At 38.3% G+C, this 17,075-nt stretch carries 15 protein-coding genes, 3 tRNA genes and 2 pseudogenes; 8 read left to right on the forward strand and 12 right to left on the reverse strand.

All coding sequences use genetic code 11. The features are described from left to right. Window positions 1–5: 5 nt before the first annotated feature. The 8 genes and pseudogenes from LEUFL_RS0103445 to LEUFL_RS11270 all read right to left on the reverse strand — a co-directional run bounded on the left by LEUFL_RS0103445 (window position 6) and on the right by LEUFL_RS11270 (window position 6,970). On the reverse strand, window positions 6–482 hold the full coding sequence (locus LEUFL_RS0103445) for a DedA family protein (protein WP_010007483.1): 477 nt from the start codon (window positions 480–482) through the stop codon (window positions 6–8). Window positions 483–564: 82 nt separating this feature from the next. Continuing rightward, window positions 565–1,026, reverse strand: a complete 462-nt coding sequence (locus tag LEUFL_RS11265; RefSeq protein WP_010007485.1) for a phosphatidylserine decarboxylase — start codon at window positions 1,024–1,026, stop codon at window positions 565–567. A gap of 213 nt (window positions 1,027–1,239) precedes the next feature. Continuing rightward, a complete protein-coding gene (locus LEUFL_RS09490) occupies window positions 1,240–1,752 on the reverse strand; it encodes a CDP-alcohol phosphatidyltransferase family protein (RefSeq protein ID WP_010007486.1) in 513 nt (170 codons plus the stop codon). A gap of 232 nt (window positions 1,753–1,984) precedes the next feature. Beyond that, window positions 1,985–3,130, reverse strand: coding sequence for a DUF3114 domain-containing protein (locus LEUFL_RS0103460; protein WP_010007487.1), 1,146 nt, complete (start codon window positions 3,128–3,130; stop codon window positions 1,985–1,987). 112 nt (window positions 3,131–3,242) lie between these two features. Next, window positions 3,243–3,327, reverse strand: a tRNA-Leu gene (locus tag LEUFL_RS0103465). Between the two features lie 54 nt (window positions 3,328–3,381). Then, window positions 3,382–3,816, reverse strand: coding sequence for a SprT family protein (locus LEUFL_RS0103470; protein ID WP_010007488.1), 435 nt, complete (start codon window positions 3,814–3,816; stop codon window positions 3,382–3,384). Between the two features lie 42 nt (window positions 3,817–3,858). Continuing rightward, the gene (locus LEUFL_RS0103475) at window positions 3,859–4,302 is read right to left on the reverse strand and encodes a hypothetical protein (RefSeq protein WP_010007491.1); all 444 of its coding nucleotides are present in this window, start codon (window positions 4,300–4,302) and stop codon (window positions 3,859–3,861) included. An 8-nt stretch (window positions 4,303–4,310) separates the two neighbouring features. Continuing rightward, window positions 4,311–6,970: pseudogene (locus LEUFL_RS11270) on the reverse strand (cation-translocating P-type ATPase). 364 nt (window positions 6,971–7,334) lie between these two features. Between LEUFL_RS11270 and LEUFL_RS0103485 the strand changes: the two are divergent. From LEUFL_RS0103485 to LEUFL_RS0103510, 6 genes and pseudogenes are all read left to right on the forward strand, one after another. Then, a complete protein-coding gene (locus LEUFL_RS0103485) occupies window positions 7,335–8,012 on the forward strand; it encodes a YoaK family protein (protein WP_010007496.1) in 678 nt (225 codons plus the stop codon). A gap of 420 nt (window positions 8,013–8,432) precedes the next feature. Continuing rightward, window positions 8,433–9,278 (forward strand): MetQ/NlpA family ABC transporter substrate-binding protein, encoded by an 846-nt coding sequence (locus LEUFL_RS0103490; protein ID WP_010007497.1) that lies wholly within the window; start codon window positions 8,433–8,435, stop codon window positions 9,276–9,278. Window positions 9,279–9,344: 66 nt separating this feature from the next. Beyond that, window positions 9,345–10,145 carry a MetQ/NlpA family ABC transporter substrate-binding protein gene (locus LEUFL_RS0103495; protein WP_010007499.1) on the forward strand — a complete coding sequence of 267 codons (801 nt, stop codon included), beginning with the start codon at window positions 9,345–9,347 and terminating at the stop codon, window positions 10,143–10,145. Window positions 10,146–10,202: 57 nt separating this feature from the next. After that, window positions 10,203–11,550: pseudogene (locus tag LEUFL_RS11275) on the forward strand (M20/M25/M40 family metallo-hydrolase). Window positions 11,551–11,601: 51 nt separating this feature from the next. Then, window positions 11,602–12,687, forward strand: a complete 1,086-nt coding sequence (locus LEUFL_RS0103505; protein WP_010007501.1) for a methionine ABC transporter ATP-binding protein — start codon at window positions 11,602–11,604, stop codon at window positions 12,685–12,687. Continuing rightward, a complete protein-coding gene (locus LEUFL_RS0103510) occupies window positions 12,684–13,379 on the forward strand; it encodes a methionine ABC transporter permease (RefSeq protein ID WP_010007504.1) in 696 nt (231 codons plus the stop codon). The genes LEUFL_RS0103505 and LEUFL_RS0103510 overlap by 4 nt, the downstream gene beginning before the upstream one ends. Before the next feature lie 42 nt (window positions 13,380–13,421). On the opposite strand, the gene LEUFL_RS0103515 is transcribed toward LEUFL_RS0103510, so the two are convergent. Then, window positions 13,422–14,120 (reverse strand): GntR family transcriptional regulator, encoded by a 699-nt coding sequence (locus tag LEUFL_RS0103515; RefSeq protein ID WP_010007505.1) that lies wholly within the window; start codon window positions 14,118–14,120, stop codon window positions 13,422–13,424. Beyond that, window positions 14,120–15,259 carry an N-acetylglucosamine-6-phosphate deacetylase gene (nagA, locus tag LEUFL_RS0103520; protein WP_010007506.1) on the reverse strand — a complete coding sequence of 380 codons (1,140 nt, stop codon included), beginning with the start codon at window positions 15,257–15,259 and terminating at the stop codon, window positions 14,120–14,122. The genes LEUFL_RS0103515 and nagA overlap by 1 nt, the downstream gene beginning before the upstream one ends. Window positions 15,260–15,436: 177 nt before the next feature. Between nagA and LEUFL_RS0103525 the strand changes: the two genes are divergently transcribed. Then, window positions 15,437–15,508 (forward strand) — tRNA-Gln (locus LEUFL_RS0103525). A gap of 33 nt (window positions 15,509–15,541) precedes the next feature. On the opposite strand, the gene ruvA is transcribed toward LEUFL_RS0103525, so the two are convergent. Then, a complete protein-coding gene (gene ruvA / locus LEUFL_RS0103530; protein ID WP_010007507.1) occupies window positions 15,542–16,132 on the reverse strand; it encodes a Holliday junction branch migration protein RuvA in 591 nt (196 codons plus the stop codon). 132 nt (window positions 16,133–16,264) lie between these two features. Here ruvA and LEUFL_RS0103535 point away from each other — a divergent pair, with 132 nt between their 5' ends. Further along, window positions 16,265–16,954: a triose-phosphate isomerase gene (locus tag LEUFL_RS0103535; RefSeq protein WP_010007508.1), complete on the forward strand. Its 690-nt coding sequence runs from the start codon at window positions 16,265–16,267 to the stop codon at window positions 16,952–16,954. A gap of 34 nt (window positions 16,955–16,988) precedes the next feature. Here LEUFL_RS0103535 and LEUFL_RS0103540 read toward each other — a convergent pair. Further along, window positions 16,989–17,061: transfer RNA gene (locus LEUFL_RS0103540), tRNA-Thr, on the reverse strand. Between the last annotated feature and the right edge of the window lie 14 nt (window positions 17,062–17,075).

Here is a 17,075-nt window from a genome sequence, read left to right on the forward strand (position 1 = left end):
CTTTTTTATTCCATAATTCCTAAGAAATAGCCAATACCAATAAAGACATTTCCCCATAAGAACGCACCGATAACAACATTTATCATATAAAATTTAAATGGCATCCCCATAATACCAGTAATGTAACTCGTCATATGCCGCACGCCAGGGATATAGTAACCAAAAATCACTGCAAAATGACCATATCGATGAATACATTTTTGCGCCCAAGTATAGGCCTTGCGATGTTGGAATCGTTTTGTAAACAATTTTCCCGAGTATTTCCCAATCATATAACTAATCGCCATACCCAGAGATGATGAAAGTGTTGCCACAACGATCGTCAAGAAATAAGTGAGGTGACCATTTCTAACAAAATAACCGGATACCGTCAATAAAATTTCATCGGGAATCGGTAAGCCAATTAACCCCAATACCATCGATGCAAAAATAATAAAATAACCATATTCTGATACTAATTGTTCTATTTGACTGACTGCCAATGTGCCCGTCCCCCTATGATATCACCAACATTGATTAGCATACCTTCTGTTAATGTACTAGATAGCTTATATTCTGACTGATCTAGTAGTAGTAATACCGATGAACCAAAAGAAAAAAGCCAATTTCTTCACCGATACACTGTTTTGTCGGTACTTGAGTGAGGTGTGTCGTAATTGAATTAATATTCATTGCTCCAATCGCAATAAAATATGATTGCTCATTCATACAGTACACATGTCGATAATTCTTAGCATACAATTTTTCCGTGTATTTGAGACCCATATCATTAACCGGATAGGAATATTTCCCCAAGGCTTTTTGATATTGAAAACTTGCAGTCACTGGTGCATGGAAGCGATGATAATTTGCTGGACTTAAATAAAACAAGACACAGGCATAGTTATTTGTTATGTCCACTTCTTGTCCGAGCAATTCACTTAGTGTATACGTTTGATTTTTGATTAAAAACTGTGTCTGCCCTTTAGTTTCACCAACGAAAGCAATTTTACCCTGCACAGGACTTATAATGTCATCTGTCGTCATATCAAGATTGCTTAACTCTTGTTGCTGGCTGAATGGTAAGCACCTCGTAAAGAAATCATGCAAACTAGCATACTGCTTACCATCATCTTTAATCTTAAAAAGCGCACGATATGGTGCTATAAAAAACGACTTAAACGTCGTCGACTTACTCGATTAATGAACGTTGAAGTCATCATATTATTACTCAGTGTACAGACGAAGTCATAAGCGAATTTATTCACTATCTAGCATTCCTTTCAAACTTGGTACTTTAACTGGCATAATCATACTTATAGCTAAAATCAGAATCACAAGAATGAGAAAATATAAATTTAAATTCATGCTAATAACTAATACAAAAGCTGCAAACGGAATAGGTACGCCATGAAAACACGATTGATTAGCATATTTTGTATTATACAGTGATAAACGAAAAGCACCTGCTAGCAAGAAAAACATTAGCATAATAGCAATCGTACTATCATAATGACATTTAATGAAAATAAATAGTGATGGAATAATACCGAATGCAATATAATCAGCAAAAGAATCTAATTGTGTGCCTAATTCACTCGCAACATTTAATTTACGTGCTACTGCGCCATCTAATACATCAAGCACTAGCGCAACAACAAAGAACCATACCCATAAATTAGTTGTGCGTGACACTAACATAAAAATGCTGATAAGACTAAGGGCCATACGAAAAGAAGTTAAAATGTTAGGTAAAACTTTAAAATTAATCATATAACCATCCTAACAGCTGATATGTCCTTTTTAAGACATATTTAAACTTTCTTAATTTTTGATAACGTTTACGCTGTTATTTTACTCGTACTAGTTTTTTGGTTGCCAAATTTTCATTCTAAAATTCAACAATCACAGCACGCATTGTTCTTATCTCGTTATGAATGTTTAATCGTTACAATTAATGCTGCTTTGTTATTATACGTTCTCATACAGATATTATCTCTAACCATTATTTTAGCGTACCGTTATAATGCCGTTGCTTGTTATAATGATAAAATCCCGGATTACGCAAAGGTAACCGCTGAATACAATAATTTACAAAATCATCATACACTTCTGAGCGCTGATGAGCTGGTATTTTTTGCCAAGCCAAATTATCTCGTATCCCCTTTTTAACAATATCCGCATAGCGACCAGTTGGATAGTCCTTTTCATACTGCCAATATGTGGTCTGATAGCTATTCGTCGCTAATCGGCGAATATCAGGGTCGTCTGGATGTTGTACATCCAACCGCCGATGACTATGATGATCCAAGAAATCTAGCGTCACATTTTGTCCGATTGGTAAGCCATAATTGAATGATGCCGTATTAGCAATTGCAGCAATTGTCGTTAAATCATAGTGCATCGGATCGCTATCCACCATCTGATTAGAATGAATTTGATAAAGTGTCCATTCACTCACAAACTGACCGCTCACTAAATCCACAATAAATTCTGACATACGACTATGCTTTGTCACTTGTATTTTCATATTTTTAGGATAGTCCCATGTTTGATGACTCAAAAAGCGGTTATGATAATTAGCACCAGTACTATAATCAAATTTCAAATGAAACTTTTGACCATATTTTAAGAGCTTCTCCAAGTCGTTACTACCCGCAAAATGCTCTCGAATATAGATAATATTATGTCGATCGATGTAACTCCTAAATAAATGAATTTTTCGTGCCACATCAGCATGAGGCCCATCTGTCGCATATTGTTTTAAAGATTTTTTAGGAAATGCCCGTTGCACTTGTTTTCTTAAATAGCGCAAAAATTGGTCATGTGGCGCCATTGTTGGACTAAAACTGTAGCGCTGTCCTAATTGCAAAAAACCGTGCTGATCAATCACTGCTGTGCATTGCTGTAGTATTAATGCCAACTTATCTGCTGCTGATAGTCGACTAGCACGATACATAACTGTATATAGCGGTGAACCAATTTGATAACAATTTTGCTTAAGCTCTAGCGCAAGTTTGGGTTTCATTGGCGCAACAACACGACGAAATATACTGCTGACATATCTCCGGTAAGCCTGAATTGCAGCAAAATCCCACCCCTCATCTTTTAAAAATGCTGCTGCCTGTGTTGTACTTAATTCATTCGCCATACTGATTACTGCCTCATCTTTATCCATGACATCATGAGTTATTATAACGCGTATTGTTTCATCACATCAAAAAGACCACCTTATCAGCTTAATGATAAAGTGGTCATATGAGTGCAGATGGCGGGAGTCGAACCCGCACGCCCTAAGCGGGCACAGGATCCTTAATCCTGCGCGTCTGCCAATTCCGCCACATCTGCAATACCATACTATTATAATCATTTTTATTAGAATTATCAATAGTCTAATGTCATTTATGTTCGATTAATTAACTGTAATCGCCCACCACATTGTCGGCAGCGATAATGCGTAACTTGGAACCGTCTAATACGAAAAATATCATGTCGATTTTCACACTGATAATGCCAATAATGTTGTGATATTGCCAATTTAGGTGCATATCGTATACCACCAACATGAGCAAGTAATGTTTTAAAATCCTGGTCCGCATGACGATACCCTTTATGCATCAAATGTAAATGATAATGCACCAATTCATGCTTAATAATCGCTTCAAATTCAGGAACACTAATCATTTTAGGATTGAATTCCAGATTATGTGTTTTCAAAATATATCGTCCACCCGTTGTCCTTAAACGCACATTAAATATTGCTTGGTGCTTAAAAGATCTTTTGAAATCCTGCTGTGATATTTTTTGTACTAAGTTTTGTAATTCATCATTCGTCATCCATTTTATTGTACAAAAAACAGCGACGTTTGTCGCTGCTTTTTATCTACTAGCCATCATAATTTTCTGAATATTCGTTTGAATTTTACCCATGTAATCTTCTTGGTCTTTTTCAGATTTTTTGAAAGCTTCATTGTCGACACTTTGGTCTGCAATATGCAATGCATCACTCATCATCTGTGTTGCGTCAGCATAGTTTTGATAGTTTTTAACTAAACTTTTATGTGTACCTAACAAACGAACAGGTGCTTGTGCATGTTGCAATGTTTGTGCATTATTTTGATAGGCACTTACTGTGTCTTCAAACTCTGCTTTAATTTCAGAAAACTCTGCCTGAGATAACTGCGTCAAATCTTGCGCATCCATTGCGGTTGCAAGTTTTGAAAAGAATGGTTCAACATTCGTTGCAATTTCTTCAGTTGAAACGAGTACTTTTTGTAATGTTTGCACATATTGTTGTGCTGCTTTTGGATTAAATTTAGCCACTTGAATTCTTACCTTTTGTTGAATATTCTACGTTGAATCAATTTTACCAGTTCAACGACAATAATGATACTCAAACCGGCAACTAAGACAATTCCCCACTGATAAGCATCTAAGTGTGTCACATGGAACACTGGATTAAGTGGTGGAATAACAACAACAGCGGCCATAACTAACAGCGAACCAACCAAGGCCCAATTAAACATTTTGTTCTTAAAGGCTTGTGGTCCAAACATTGAACCATAGACAGACTTAACGTTAATGGCGTTGAACATCTGCATTAAGCCAAGTGTCATAAATGCCATTGTCAAAGCATCGGCATGGGCCCAATCCGTTTCAATGTGGACAGGATGTGCCAAAGCAAAGCCGTAAACAGAAAGTACGATAATTGCTTGCAATGTTCCTTGCCACAAAATAGCTGGTCCAACCCCGCCGGATAGGAAACTTGCGGTTCGGCCACGCGGTGTGCGCTTCATAATACCTTTTTCAGCAGGCTCGATACCTAACGCAATAGCTGGTAACGTATCTGTCACCAAGTTAATCCACAAAATCATAATTGGCGCTAAAATGTTCCAACCTAACAATGTCATAACGAAAATTGAAATAACTTCTGCTAAGTTAGAAGCTAACAAATATTGCAACGCCTTTTGGATATTGGCAAAGACCTTACGCCCTTCTTCAATTGCATGCACAATAGTGGCAAAGTTATCATCAGCCAATACCATATCAGAGGCACCCTTAGACACTTCGGTACCTGTAATACCCATTGCAATACCAATGTCAGCAGCCTTCAATGCAGGTGCATCGTTAACACCATCACCAGTCATGGCAACAATCTTGCCCTTCTTTTGCCATGCGTTCACAATTTTAACCTTATGTTCTGGTGCGACACGCGCATAGACACTATAGTTAACAACGTTATCAGCAAATTCTTTTTCAGTCATTGCGTCTAAATCAGAACCAGATATAACCGCGGTATCTTTGTCCTTTTCGTCCAAAATACCGAGTCGCATCGCAATAGCCGCTGCAGTATCACGATGATCACCAGTAATCATCATTGGTCGAATACCTGCAGCCTTCGCTTCAGCAACCGCTTGAGCAACTTCAGGACGTTCAGGATCAATCATACCAACGAATCCAGTAAAGACTAAGTCATTTTCAACAACATCAGATGTTAATTCATTTGGTATTGTAGCTGATAAGCGATATGCAAATCCCAAAACACGTAATGCTTGTTGTGCTAATTCAGAGTTTATATCTAATAACTTTTGACGAATATCGTCACTTAACGCAATAACTTCGCCGTTCATTTCGATTTGTGTTGAGCGCTTTAACAACTCATCAGGTGCACCTTTAACCGTAATAATATGGCCATCTGGTGCTGGATGAATGGTTGTCATTAACTTTCGATCCGAATCGAAAGGCAATTCAGCGACACGTGGCATTTTATCAAATAAAGCATCAATATCACGATCATGCTTTTGATTAAAGGCAATCAATGCCGTTTCTGTAGGATCGCCTATCAAGCCATCATCTGTCCGTTTTGTATCATTGTTTAGAGCCAATAAATCAGCCAAACGCGCATAAGTACCATCTAAAGTTGCTGTATCAGCCTCTGAAATTTCAGCGTTAACAACTAACTTTTCAACAGTCATCTTATTTTGTGTCAAAGTTCCAGTTTTATCAGAACCAATGATTTCCGTTGAACCTAATGTTTCCACAGCTGGCAACTTACGGACCAATGCTTGACGCGCAGCCATTCGCGTTGTTCCCAATGCCAAAGTAATCGTCACGATGGCTGGCAATCCTTCTGGAATCGCAGCGACGGCCAAAGAAATCGATGTCAACAGCATATTAACAAATGTTTCTTGGTGACGAAGCATACCAACGATAAATGTTACAACCGCAATAAACAAAATTAAATAAGTTAACACACGACCAAGTTGCATTAAGTTTTCTTGCAATGGTGTCTTTGTTTCATTAGCTGTTTCCAGCATACCAGCAATACGACCAACTTCAGTATCCATACCAGTACCAGTCACGACACCAACACCACGACCATAAGTCACATTGGCGTTCATGAAAGCCAGGTTCGTACGATCACCCAAAGGTAAGTCTTTATCTGTCAGTGTTTCAGAAACTTTATTGACGGGTACAGATTCACCAGTTAAAGCAGCTTCTTCAATTTGAAGCGATGCTGACTGGATTAAGCGTAAGTCCGCTGGTACAATATCGCCAGCTTCCAAACGAACAATATCACCAATAACTAATTCTGTTGATTTAACGGATGATTCTTTGCCACCACGAATAACGTTAGCACTTGGTGTTGACATTTCTTGCAAGGCGTTAATGGCATCTTCAGCCTTTGCTTCTTGAAAGACACCGAAAACAGCGTTAATAATCACGATAGCCAAAATGAAAATGGCATCAACCAATTCACCAGTAAACGCCGCAATCAAAGCTGCTACTAACAATATTACAATCATAAAGTCTTTAAATTGATTAATAAACTTTTGTAATAAAGTCGTTGATTTGGCCTTATTTAACTGGTTTGGTCCGTTTTTTCGAGACGCTGGGCAGCAGTCTTGATGCTTAACCCTTGTTGTGCATCTGTTCCCAAGTCAGCTAAGATTTTTTGGCTGTCCTGGTTATAAAGTGGTTTATCTCCCATTGGTTATTCCTCCTAATGCTATTAGCATAGCATTTTTCAACATAAAATCCTTAGAATATGCTAAAAGAAAAGACCCATACAAACACAAATAAGCGTTTGTATGAGTCTCACTGTTTAAGGCTGAACCGGTGCTTAAAAGCACGATATAAAACATAATTGTTTTGCTTTGACGATTCAGCCACGAACATTCCGTCAGTTACTCCCTCAGAAATTATCTATGTCTCAAGTATAACAAACCTTTAAATTAAATTCTATGACAGAATAGTATAATTTATGATGTGTACGATTGTTTCAAATAAGTCCCCCAACCATCATGAAACCTGATAAAATATTCTTTTATACTTTATTCTATGGAGTAGTGCTCATGTCAAAAATTCATCCCATTCACGAAAAATTCAGTATTGCTTTACTTGTTGCAATGAATTCTGGTTTCGTAGATGCCTATACTTTTCAATACCAAGACCAACGGTTTGCCAGCTTACAGTCAGGAAACGTCATTCAAGCTGCCGTTAATTTTTCGCAAGGCAATATGCATGATGCTGTCACTTTCGTTTGGCCCATCATTTGCTTTGCCCTCGGTGTTAGTTTCAACACAATTATTACCCATTTTTTTCCAGCCAAACGACTTTCGATTGCACAACACAGCGTCTTATGCCAGCTCATCGGCATTACACTAATTAGTCTACTTGGTAGCCATCTGAGTGAAACTTTCTTTATTACCATGACATCATTCATCATGGCCATTCAAGCTGATACTTTTACCAAGATGCGTGGTCTACCATATGGTAGTGTTATGGCAACTGGTAACATTCGTAATATTGGTAAGCACGCTGCGGATTACTTGCTCAACCATACCCAAGAAAGTTTTGATAAAGCCCGCTTATTTTTCTCAGTCGTCATGGCATTTTTAATCGGCGCGTTGTTGTCAGGCTTTTTGTCACAAATATTAGACAGTCTATCTCTATTAGGTTCGAGTCTTATTTTGTTAATCATCTATTTATCATTGTTTGATAATAAAAGTATTCACGCTTTTATGCCATAATTATTAAAAAAATTTGACAAAACCTTATTAATCTGTCATTATATGTGTTACAGATTTTTAAAACGAAACAAGTTGAACAGAAAAGTAATAGCTTTGCAAAGCATAGAGAAGTCGTGGTTGGTGAAAACGGCTGTGCGTGGCGCTATGAAAATGACCTGTGATTGGTACTAGCGAATCGGTTTACCGTTAAGCTAGTAACGGTTTGGCCCTCGTTACTGGGCACATCATTCGGCTAGGATCATCTTCTGATGCCCGATGATCGCTGAGGGGTGTTTTAGTAATGATTCATCCACAATTCAGAATGGTAACGCGTTTTCGGTCGCTTCTGTATCTAAATATTAGATACAGAAGCGACCTTTTTTGTTTCCTTGAACGTTTTAAAAATAAATACACAATGTGATAGACACTGGAGAGAAGATTATGAGTAAATTATCAAAATATTTAATAAGCGGTGCGGTTGTCGTTTTAATCGGTGGTGCTGCCTATCTCAGCTTTGGACGTAATCAACAAAATTCGGATAAAACCGTCACGATTGGTATTATGTCTGGTTCTAAACAAGATGACGCCATTTGGAAAACTGTATCCAAAACGGCAAAAGATAAATATGGTATCACCATTAAATTAAAAGAATTTAGTGATTATTCCCAACCTAATAAAGCCCTAGCAGATGGTGACATTGATTTGAACGCCTTTCAACATTATGCTTTCCTAGATGCAACGAATAAATCTAGCAAAACAAACATCGTGGCAATTGGCGATACTGTTATTTCCCCGATTCGTCTATATTCCAGTAAATATCAAAAAGTTAATCAATTCAAAACGGGTGATACCATTGCCGTTCCCAACGATCCATCTAATGAAAGTCGTTCCCTTTATGTCTTAAAAAATGCAGGTCTTATTGGTCTAAAATCCGGTAAAGCATTAGCAACCGTTAAAGATATTACCGATAATCCCAAGCAACTGAAAATCAAAGAATTATCTGCTGACCAAACCGCTCGTTCACTATCTGATTTAGCCGGTGCAGTTGTCAATGGTACGTATGCTGACACAGCTGGCTTAGATTATCATGACGCAATCTATGTCGAACCACTTAATCGCGATTCTAAGCAATGGGTAAACATCATTGCAGCAAATAAAAAAGACAAAGATAAGCAACTTTATCAAGATGTTGTCAAAGCCTATCAAACAGATGCAACTAAGAAGACGATTAAATCAGTCTACAAAGGTGTTGAATTACCTGCTTGGGATACTGATTTTTCAAAATAATGGCCAATTAATGGAGGAATAAATAATGAATAAAAAACAGGAACAATTACTGGTATTGTTATTGCATTGATTGCTGGTGCTGCTTACATTAGTTTTGCACCAAACGGCCAATCAGCTGATAGTAAGACTGTCACTGTTGGTGTTATGTCTGGTTCTAAAGAAGAAGACAAAATTTGGGATTCTGTCACTAAAACAGCAAAAGACAAATATGGTATTACAGTCAAAACCAAGAAATTCACCGACTACTCGCAGCCCAATAAAGCTTTATCAGAGGGCGATATTGATTTGAATGCATTCCAAAATTATCCTTTCCTTGAAAACTGGAATAAAACGCACAAAACTAACATCGTATCAATTGGTGATACTTGGACAACCCCGCTACGCATTTACTCCGACTCAGCTAAAAATATTAAGGCATTAAAGGCTGGTTCTCAGGTCACTGTTCCCAATGATGTAACTAATCAAGATCGTGCGATTCATGTTCTAGCCGAAGCGGGTGTTATTAAAGTAAAAGACACCAATACAGCAACGCCCAAGGATATTACTGATAATCCCAAGAATCTGAAGGTTACCCCAGTGGATGCTTCACAAACTGCCAAAAGTTTAGATGATCCAAAAGTCGGCGCCGCCGTTGTCAATACTAATTTTGCCAAATCAGCTGGTTTAAATATTAAAAGTGCGATCTTTGTTGAAGGTTTGAACAAGGATACTGAGCAGTATTTCAACTTTATTGCCGCTAACAAAAAAGACAAAGATAAGCAAATATACAAAGATGTTGTCAAATCTTTCCAAACGAAAGAGACCAAAGATCTTGTTGATAAATTCTATGATGGCGCACAAATTACTGTTTGGGACTATAAAAAATAACAAAACAAATTATTAACCAAGGCAAATTTTTGCCGTACATATTAATTGGAGGGACATATGACACAATCAGCTATTAGAACACATTATTTACAAGTATTAAAAGATTTAATTGCAATTCCGAGTGTATCTGCTAAACATGAAAACTTAGATGAAGCCGCAAATTTTATTACACATATCTTTGAATCGCTAGGTGCAGAGGTCATACACGATAACAGCTTTTATGCCCCTTTTCATTATCGCTAAATTCAAAGCCAGTGTTCCCGATGCGAAAACGGTCATCATCTATAACCACTATGATGTTCAACCGGCTGAACCTTTAGATCAATGGCGCACGCAACCATGGGAACTAACAGAAGCTGATGGTCATCTATGGGGTCGCGGTGTTAACGATGATAAAGGTAATCTGATTGCTCGCATTACTGCTTTAGTTGAATATCTAACAGAGCATGACCAACAATTGCCTGTTAATATTGTATTTGTTGTAGAAGGTGCCGAAGAATTCGCTTCTAAAGATTTAACCCGTTATCTTGATAAGTACCAATCACAATTAAAGGCAGATTTAGTTATTTGGGAATCTGGTGATCGTAGTACTGATGAACGTGTCGAAGTTTCTGGTGGCACAAAAGGTATCGTTACTTTTGACGTGACGGTCCAGACTGCTGATATTGATCTCCATTCTTCTCTTTCTGCAGTTGTTGATTCTGCTGCTTGGCGTTTAACGCGTGCACTTGCAACATTATATGACGACAACAACCACGTTGCTGTCAAAGGTTTCTATGATGATGTATTACAACCAAATGCCCGAGAAAAAGCATTAGTAGCTCAGTTACCACTCACATCAAGTGCGTTAGTTGAACAATATCATCTCGCTGTACCACTTTTAACGCAGCAGACCGGCGAGGATCTACAGGAAACACTTTACTTTCAACCATCGCTTAACATAGAAGGTATTCAAACCGGTTATCAAGGCAACGGTGTTAAAACCGTTCTACCTGCGTTGGCTTCTGCTAAAATGGAAGCCCGTCTTGTACCAAACATGTCTCCAGAAAAGACTGTGCAACAAATTCAAACCCATTTCCATCAGCTTGGCTTTGATGATATTACTGTCACGCAGACATTGGGTGAATCCGGCTACCGCTCTGATATGAGTGATCCGGAAGTATTACGAGTTATCGATATTGTCCGTCGTATTTCTCAAAAAGAGCCGATGATTATGCCAACGTCAGCTGGAACAGGCCCAATGTTTGATGTATATCATGCAACACAAGCACCAATTGCCAGTTTAGGCATTGGTTATGCGCATTCATTTGATCATGCACCTAATGAAAATATTCGCTTACGTGATTATTTTGAACACATCGACGTTATAAAAGCACTCATCGCTGATTATACCAAAAAATACTAACATATAGTCAGCGCACTATTCATGCTACTATTAATAAAAACGGAGAATTTTATGTCAGAACCCATTATTGCTCTAGATAATATTACTGTTAGTTTTAAACAAAAGAAAAGGACCATTACAGCTGTTAATAATGTCAGTGTCCATATTGAACGTGGTGATGTCTATGGTATTGTTGGTTATTCCGGTGCTGGAAAATCAACCCTAGTTCGTGTTATTAACTTACTACAAGAACCTACCAGTGGCTCAGTTGTCGTCAATGGTACAACCTTTTTTAAGCACGATGCTAATACCAATGACAAAATCCGAATCAAAAATAATGATTTGAGATTACGTCGTCAAAAAATCGGCATGATTTTCCAACATTTCAATTTGTTAAATGAACGCACAGTGACCGAAAATGTTGCGTTTGCTTTGGAACACAGTAAGTTGTCGAGTAAAGAAAAAGCACAAAAAGTTGCTGATTTATTAGCTTTGGTTGATTTATCAGATCGCGCTGACAATTACCCGTCCCAATTATCAGGTGGTCAAAAACAACGTGTGGCTATTGCTCGTGCCTTAGCCAATGATCCTGAAATTCTCATTTCTGATGAAGCCACATCCGCCTTAGATCCTAAAACGACCAACCAAATTTTAGCACTGCTCAAAAGCCTCAATCAAAAATTAGGCTTAACTGTTGTCTTAATCACTCATGAAATGCAAGCTGTTAAAGAAATCGCCAATAAAGTTGCCGTGATGCAAGATGGTGAGATCATTGAACGTGGTTCTTTGCTTGAAATATTTGCCCAGCCAAAAGAACAATTGACAAGGGAATTTATTGAAACAGCCACCAATATTGATAAAGCCATCGAAACAGTTGGTCATCAACCTATCGTACACAATTTAGCTGAAAATGCTGTCTTTGTCCGTCTTTCCTATGTTGGCAAAACCACTGATCAGCCGCTTATTACGCGACTATTTCGTGATTTTAATGTGACGGCTAATATTTTATATGGCAATATCGAAGTGTTACAAGGCACACCAGTTGGTAGTTTACTCGTCATTCTGCAGGGCACACCCCAAGCAATTACGAACGCAATTGCTGCGTTAAATGATAACGAGGTGGATGTTGAAAAAATTAAAGGAGGCCAGTCATTATGAGTACATGGTTTGAACAAAATTTTCCCAATGTTGTTTATCAGGGTTGGAGTGGTGATACAGGTTGGTGGACGGCCATTACACAAACAATTTATATGACATTCTGGTCTGCTCTTTTTGGTGGTTTACTCGGACTTATTTTCGGTTTAGGTCTGGTTATTACATCCCCAAGTGGTATTGCACCCAATAAAACATTGTTTTGGATTTTTGATAAGGTTGTTTCCTTGTTTAGAGCAATCCCCTTTATTATCTTGTTAGCCTTTATCGCACCGTTTACTAAACTAATTGTGGGGACACAAATTGGTACAACCGCTTCATTGGTACCATTATCATTAGGTGTATTTCCCTTCTACGCTCGTCAAGTACAAGTGGCCCTGACTGAGGTCAACGCAGGTATTGTCGAGGCTGCTCAGAGTATCGGTGCTAGCTTCTGGGATATTGTATTCGGTGTTTATCTTCGCGAGGGACGATCAGAACTTATCCGTGTCTCCACAGTGACACTCATTAGCTTGATTGGATTGACTGCTATGGCCGGTGCTATCGGTGCCGGTGGTTTGGGTAATATGGCCATTGCTTATGGTTATAACCGCTATGCTACTGATACAACTGTCTTAGCTACACTGCTTGTTTTAATCTTAGTTCTTGCCGTTCAAATTATCGGAGATGTTCTAGCACGTCGTTTATCTCATAAATAAGCAATAAAAAAGATATCGCATATTGCGCGATATCTTTTTTATTTAGCGTACCAAAGAAAATTCAAATCGTTCACCAACGTAATAGGAACGAACGTATTCAAAAGGCGTATCATTTTGATCGTAAGATACCTGTCGAACAGTCAAAATAGGATCACCGCGTTTGATATCTAAAAGTTCAGATAAACGCTCATTAGCTAAGGCTGCACCAACTGTTTGATTAGCCCGCCCCGGCTTAATACCGATACTGGCAAGGGTTTTGTACAATGATTCTGTTAATGCGCTACGAGTACAATTTTCAACGAGTTTCATTGGTAATGTTGCTTGTTCTAATAAGATAGGCTCGTCATCGCCATATCGTAACCGTTCCAAAACAAGCACTTCATCTGTTGGCTTTAATGCCAAATGTTCAATTTCCGATGCAGAGGGTGTTGTCACCTTGTAACTAACTGTTTTGGTGGTCGCATGTCGACCTGTTTCAGCCATTAGTTCAGTAAAGCTCGTCACGCCCAATGCCCGTTCAGATACCTTTTGTTCTGCCACAAACGTGCCTGAACCGACACGGCGTTCTAATAGCCCTTCATCTACCAATGTCTGTACAGCTTGCCGCAGTGTCATGCGTGATACTTGAAACATCTCAGCTAACTCACGCTCAGATGGTAGTCTTTTTCTACTTTGCCATTCACCATTTTCAATACGATCACGAATTTGATTATGAATTTCAATGTAACGTGGTGTGCCCATCATACCTCCCTTGCAAATCGACGACCGTAAGAATACGTTGCTTGCAAATTTAATTGATTATCAAAAATATTAAAATCAGCATCTTTTCCTGCTGATAATTCACCTTTTTGTGTTAAGTTGAATTCTCTTGCTTGATTAACTGCGCTCATTTGAACGGCATCTTCAATATCAGCAGTGGTAAACTTCTGGATATTAACAAAAGCATCATCAAAGGCCAACACAGAGCCTGCTAAATGGCCATTTTCTAGGCGTGCCTGTTTATCTTTCACAATAACCTTTTGACCACCTAATTCACTTTGCCCATCGCCTAAACCTTCTGCTCGCATAGAATCAGTCACAAGTTCTAAATGTTTTGCACCTTTAATATTATAAGCGAGTTGTAACATATCTGGTACTACATGATAACCATCCGCAATGAGTTCACCCGTTATTTCGGATTCTAACATGGCATGCCCAGTCACGCCTGGTTCACGATGATGCATCGGACTTTGCGCGTTATATAAATGCGTCACATGATGTGCGCGCGATGCTAACAATTGTGCTCGTGTCGCATTTGAATGACCAATTGACGGCACAATATGATGATCCAACATGAACTGTTCAAACTCTGGAATACCCCCGTTCTCAGGCGCATAAGTCACAAGACGAATACGCTGCCCTGATAACGCGTACCAGCGTTCTAACAAATCAACATCTGGATCAATAATATAAGCTTCTGGTTGTGCGCCCATAAATACTTTATTAATAAAAGGACCTTCCAGATGAATACCTTGAATTACCGGATTGTAGGCTGCTACTTCATCAATCACACGTAAGGCTTGTTCGATATTTTCTTTGGTTTGCGTCATTGTCGTTGGAAATAACGTCGTAATTCCTTCTGTAACCATTCGATTAACCATCTGATTTAATTTTTCAGGATCACCGTCCATCGTATCGAAGCCATAACCGCCATGCTTGTGTACATCTATGAATCCAGGCACAATAATCTTATGGCTGGCTTCTGTAATAACTACATCGTCTGGTTTTGGTTGATAGTCTGCCATATAACCAACTTGTTGAATGGTTTTATCAAAACGCATAAAGGCATCTTCAATATGGCCATTACCCGTATATAAAGTAACATCTTTAATTATCTTCATCAGCTATCATGCATGCATTATCCATCATCAATTGATTAATAACACACATCAACCTCCTTTATCTTTACTCTTATTTTAATTGGTCTAGACCTTTTTTGCAAATTTTTTGCTGTCTAAAAAATATAGCTTGCCAAACAATCATTATTTCGGTAAAATATATAAATGTGTTCAAGACATTGCCCCTTGGCCAAGCGGTAAGGCAACGGGTTCTGATCCCGTCATGCGCTGGTTCGAATCCAGCAGGGGCAATAAAAAACAGATCATCCAATTGGGTGGTCTGTTTTATTTTACTAATAATTTTAATGCCTGACGAATATAGCCATCTGTCGTATCCACTACCCCGTCGAGCTTCTTACCAATCATCTTCACGTCTCGACTCGTATACCCCAGTGCAATTAATGCATCTAACGCATCATCTAACGCCCGATGATCTTGTTTAGACACTATAGATTGTTCTGGCGCATCTGCCGCCGATACTAAGTCATCCAGTTTCCCTTTCAAATCTAGTATGATCTGTTGCGCTGTCTTCTTACCGACTCCTGGGAATTGCGTTAAATAGCTCACATCGTCGTTTTCAACAGCGCTAGCTAAACCTATAGCACTATCACTAGCCAAGATAGCTAACGCGCTCTTAGGCCCTATTCCTGAGACATCTAGCAACTTATTAAATAGCTTTTTTTCAGATGCATCCGCAAAACCGTATAAACTAATTTCCGTTTCTCGTACAATTTGTTCAATATAAAATATCCTACTCGTTTTTTCTGTAAAACGATATGGATTCGCAATATTCAAACGATAGCCTATCCCATTATTTTCAACTACCAAATATGCTGGCTCAACTAAAGTAATTAAACCATTGATATATTCGTACATGTTACTACCTCGATTGTTCTATTGATTGTCTCTTAGAATATACCAAAAAGACTTATTTAAAGCGAACCAAAATATGGCTTGTTATAATTAAGTTATAAATGCATTTTAAACAAATTGGGAGGAAACCCTGTCATGTTAACAGTCTTAAATTTCAAAAATTTAGTTGATTTCAAATTACAATTACAATTTCTACATGATCTCAATACAGCTACAATTCAAACCGAATTATTAGTAGCGCCTACCTTACCACTAGCCAATGATTTCAACAATTTTCAAATTATTTCTCAAAATTTAACCATTCAAGAACGCACAGTTGGTGAAATATCTCCCAGTGTTCTCTCACATCTCAACATTAAGACAAGCTTTATCGGTCATCTTGAACGACGGAAATCCTTGAATGAGGGATTACTCATTGTCCGTAATCGTTTGGCTAATGCCCTGCAACACCATATCTTACCGATTATATCGGTTGGTCAGTATAGTAATTTAGATCTTGTCACCGAAGAATTAGATATTTTACTACGCAACCAAAATATTCAAGCACCCATCATCATCGCTTATGAAAATTTGGCCTCAACTGAAATGGGGCGTGCACTTTATTCGATTGATGAAATTCGCGATGTCCATAATCGAATTCGCTCCTTTATGTCAGCACATTATCCTCATATCAAATATCGTTTAATCCTCGGTGGCCATATGGATGAAGTCGGCTCACCTATCGCCAATGCTTTAGGTTATGATGGTGTTTTGATTGGTGATCGTTATCAAAATTTTAAAGCATTCTCACCAGTCCTTAAGGTACTCAATAATTTAAGTCGTTAAAAAAAGCATCTTAATGTATAAGATGCTTTTTTAGTGCCGACAAGAGGATTTGAACCTCCGACCCCAGGTTTACGATACCCGTGCTCTACCAACTGAGCTATATCGGCAAAATAAATGGCCG

Origin of the sequence: Leuconostoc fallax KCTC 3537 (assembly GCF_000165675.1) — a bacterium.
Taxonomy (GTDB): domain Bacteria; phylum Bacillota; class Bacilli; order Lactobacillales; family Lactobacillaceae; genus Leuconostoc_B; species Leuconostoc_B fallax.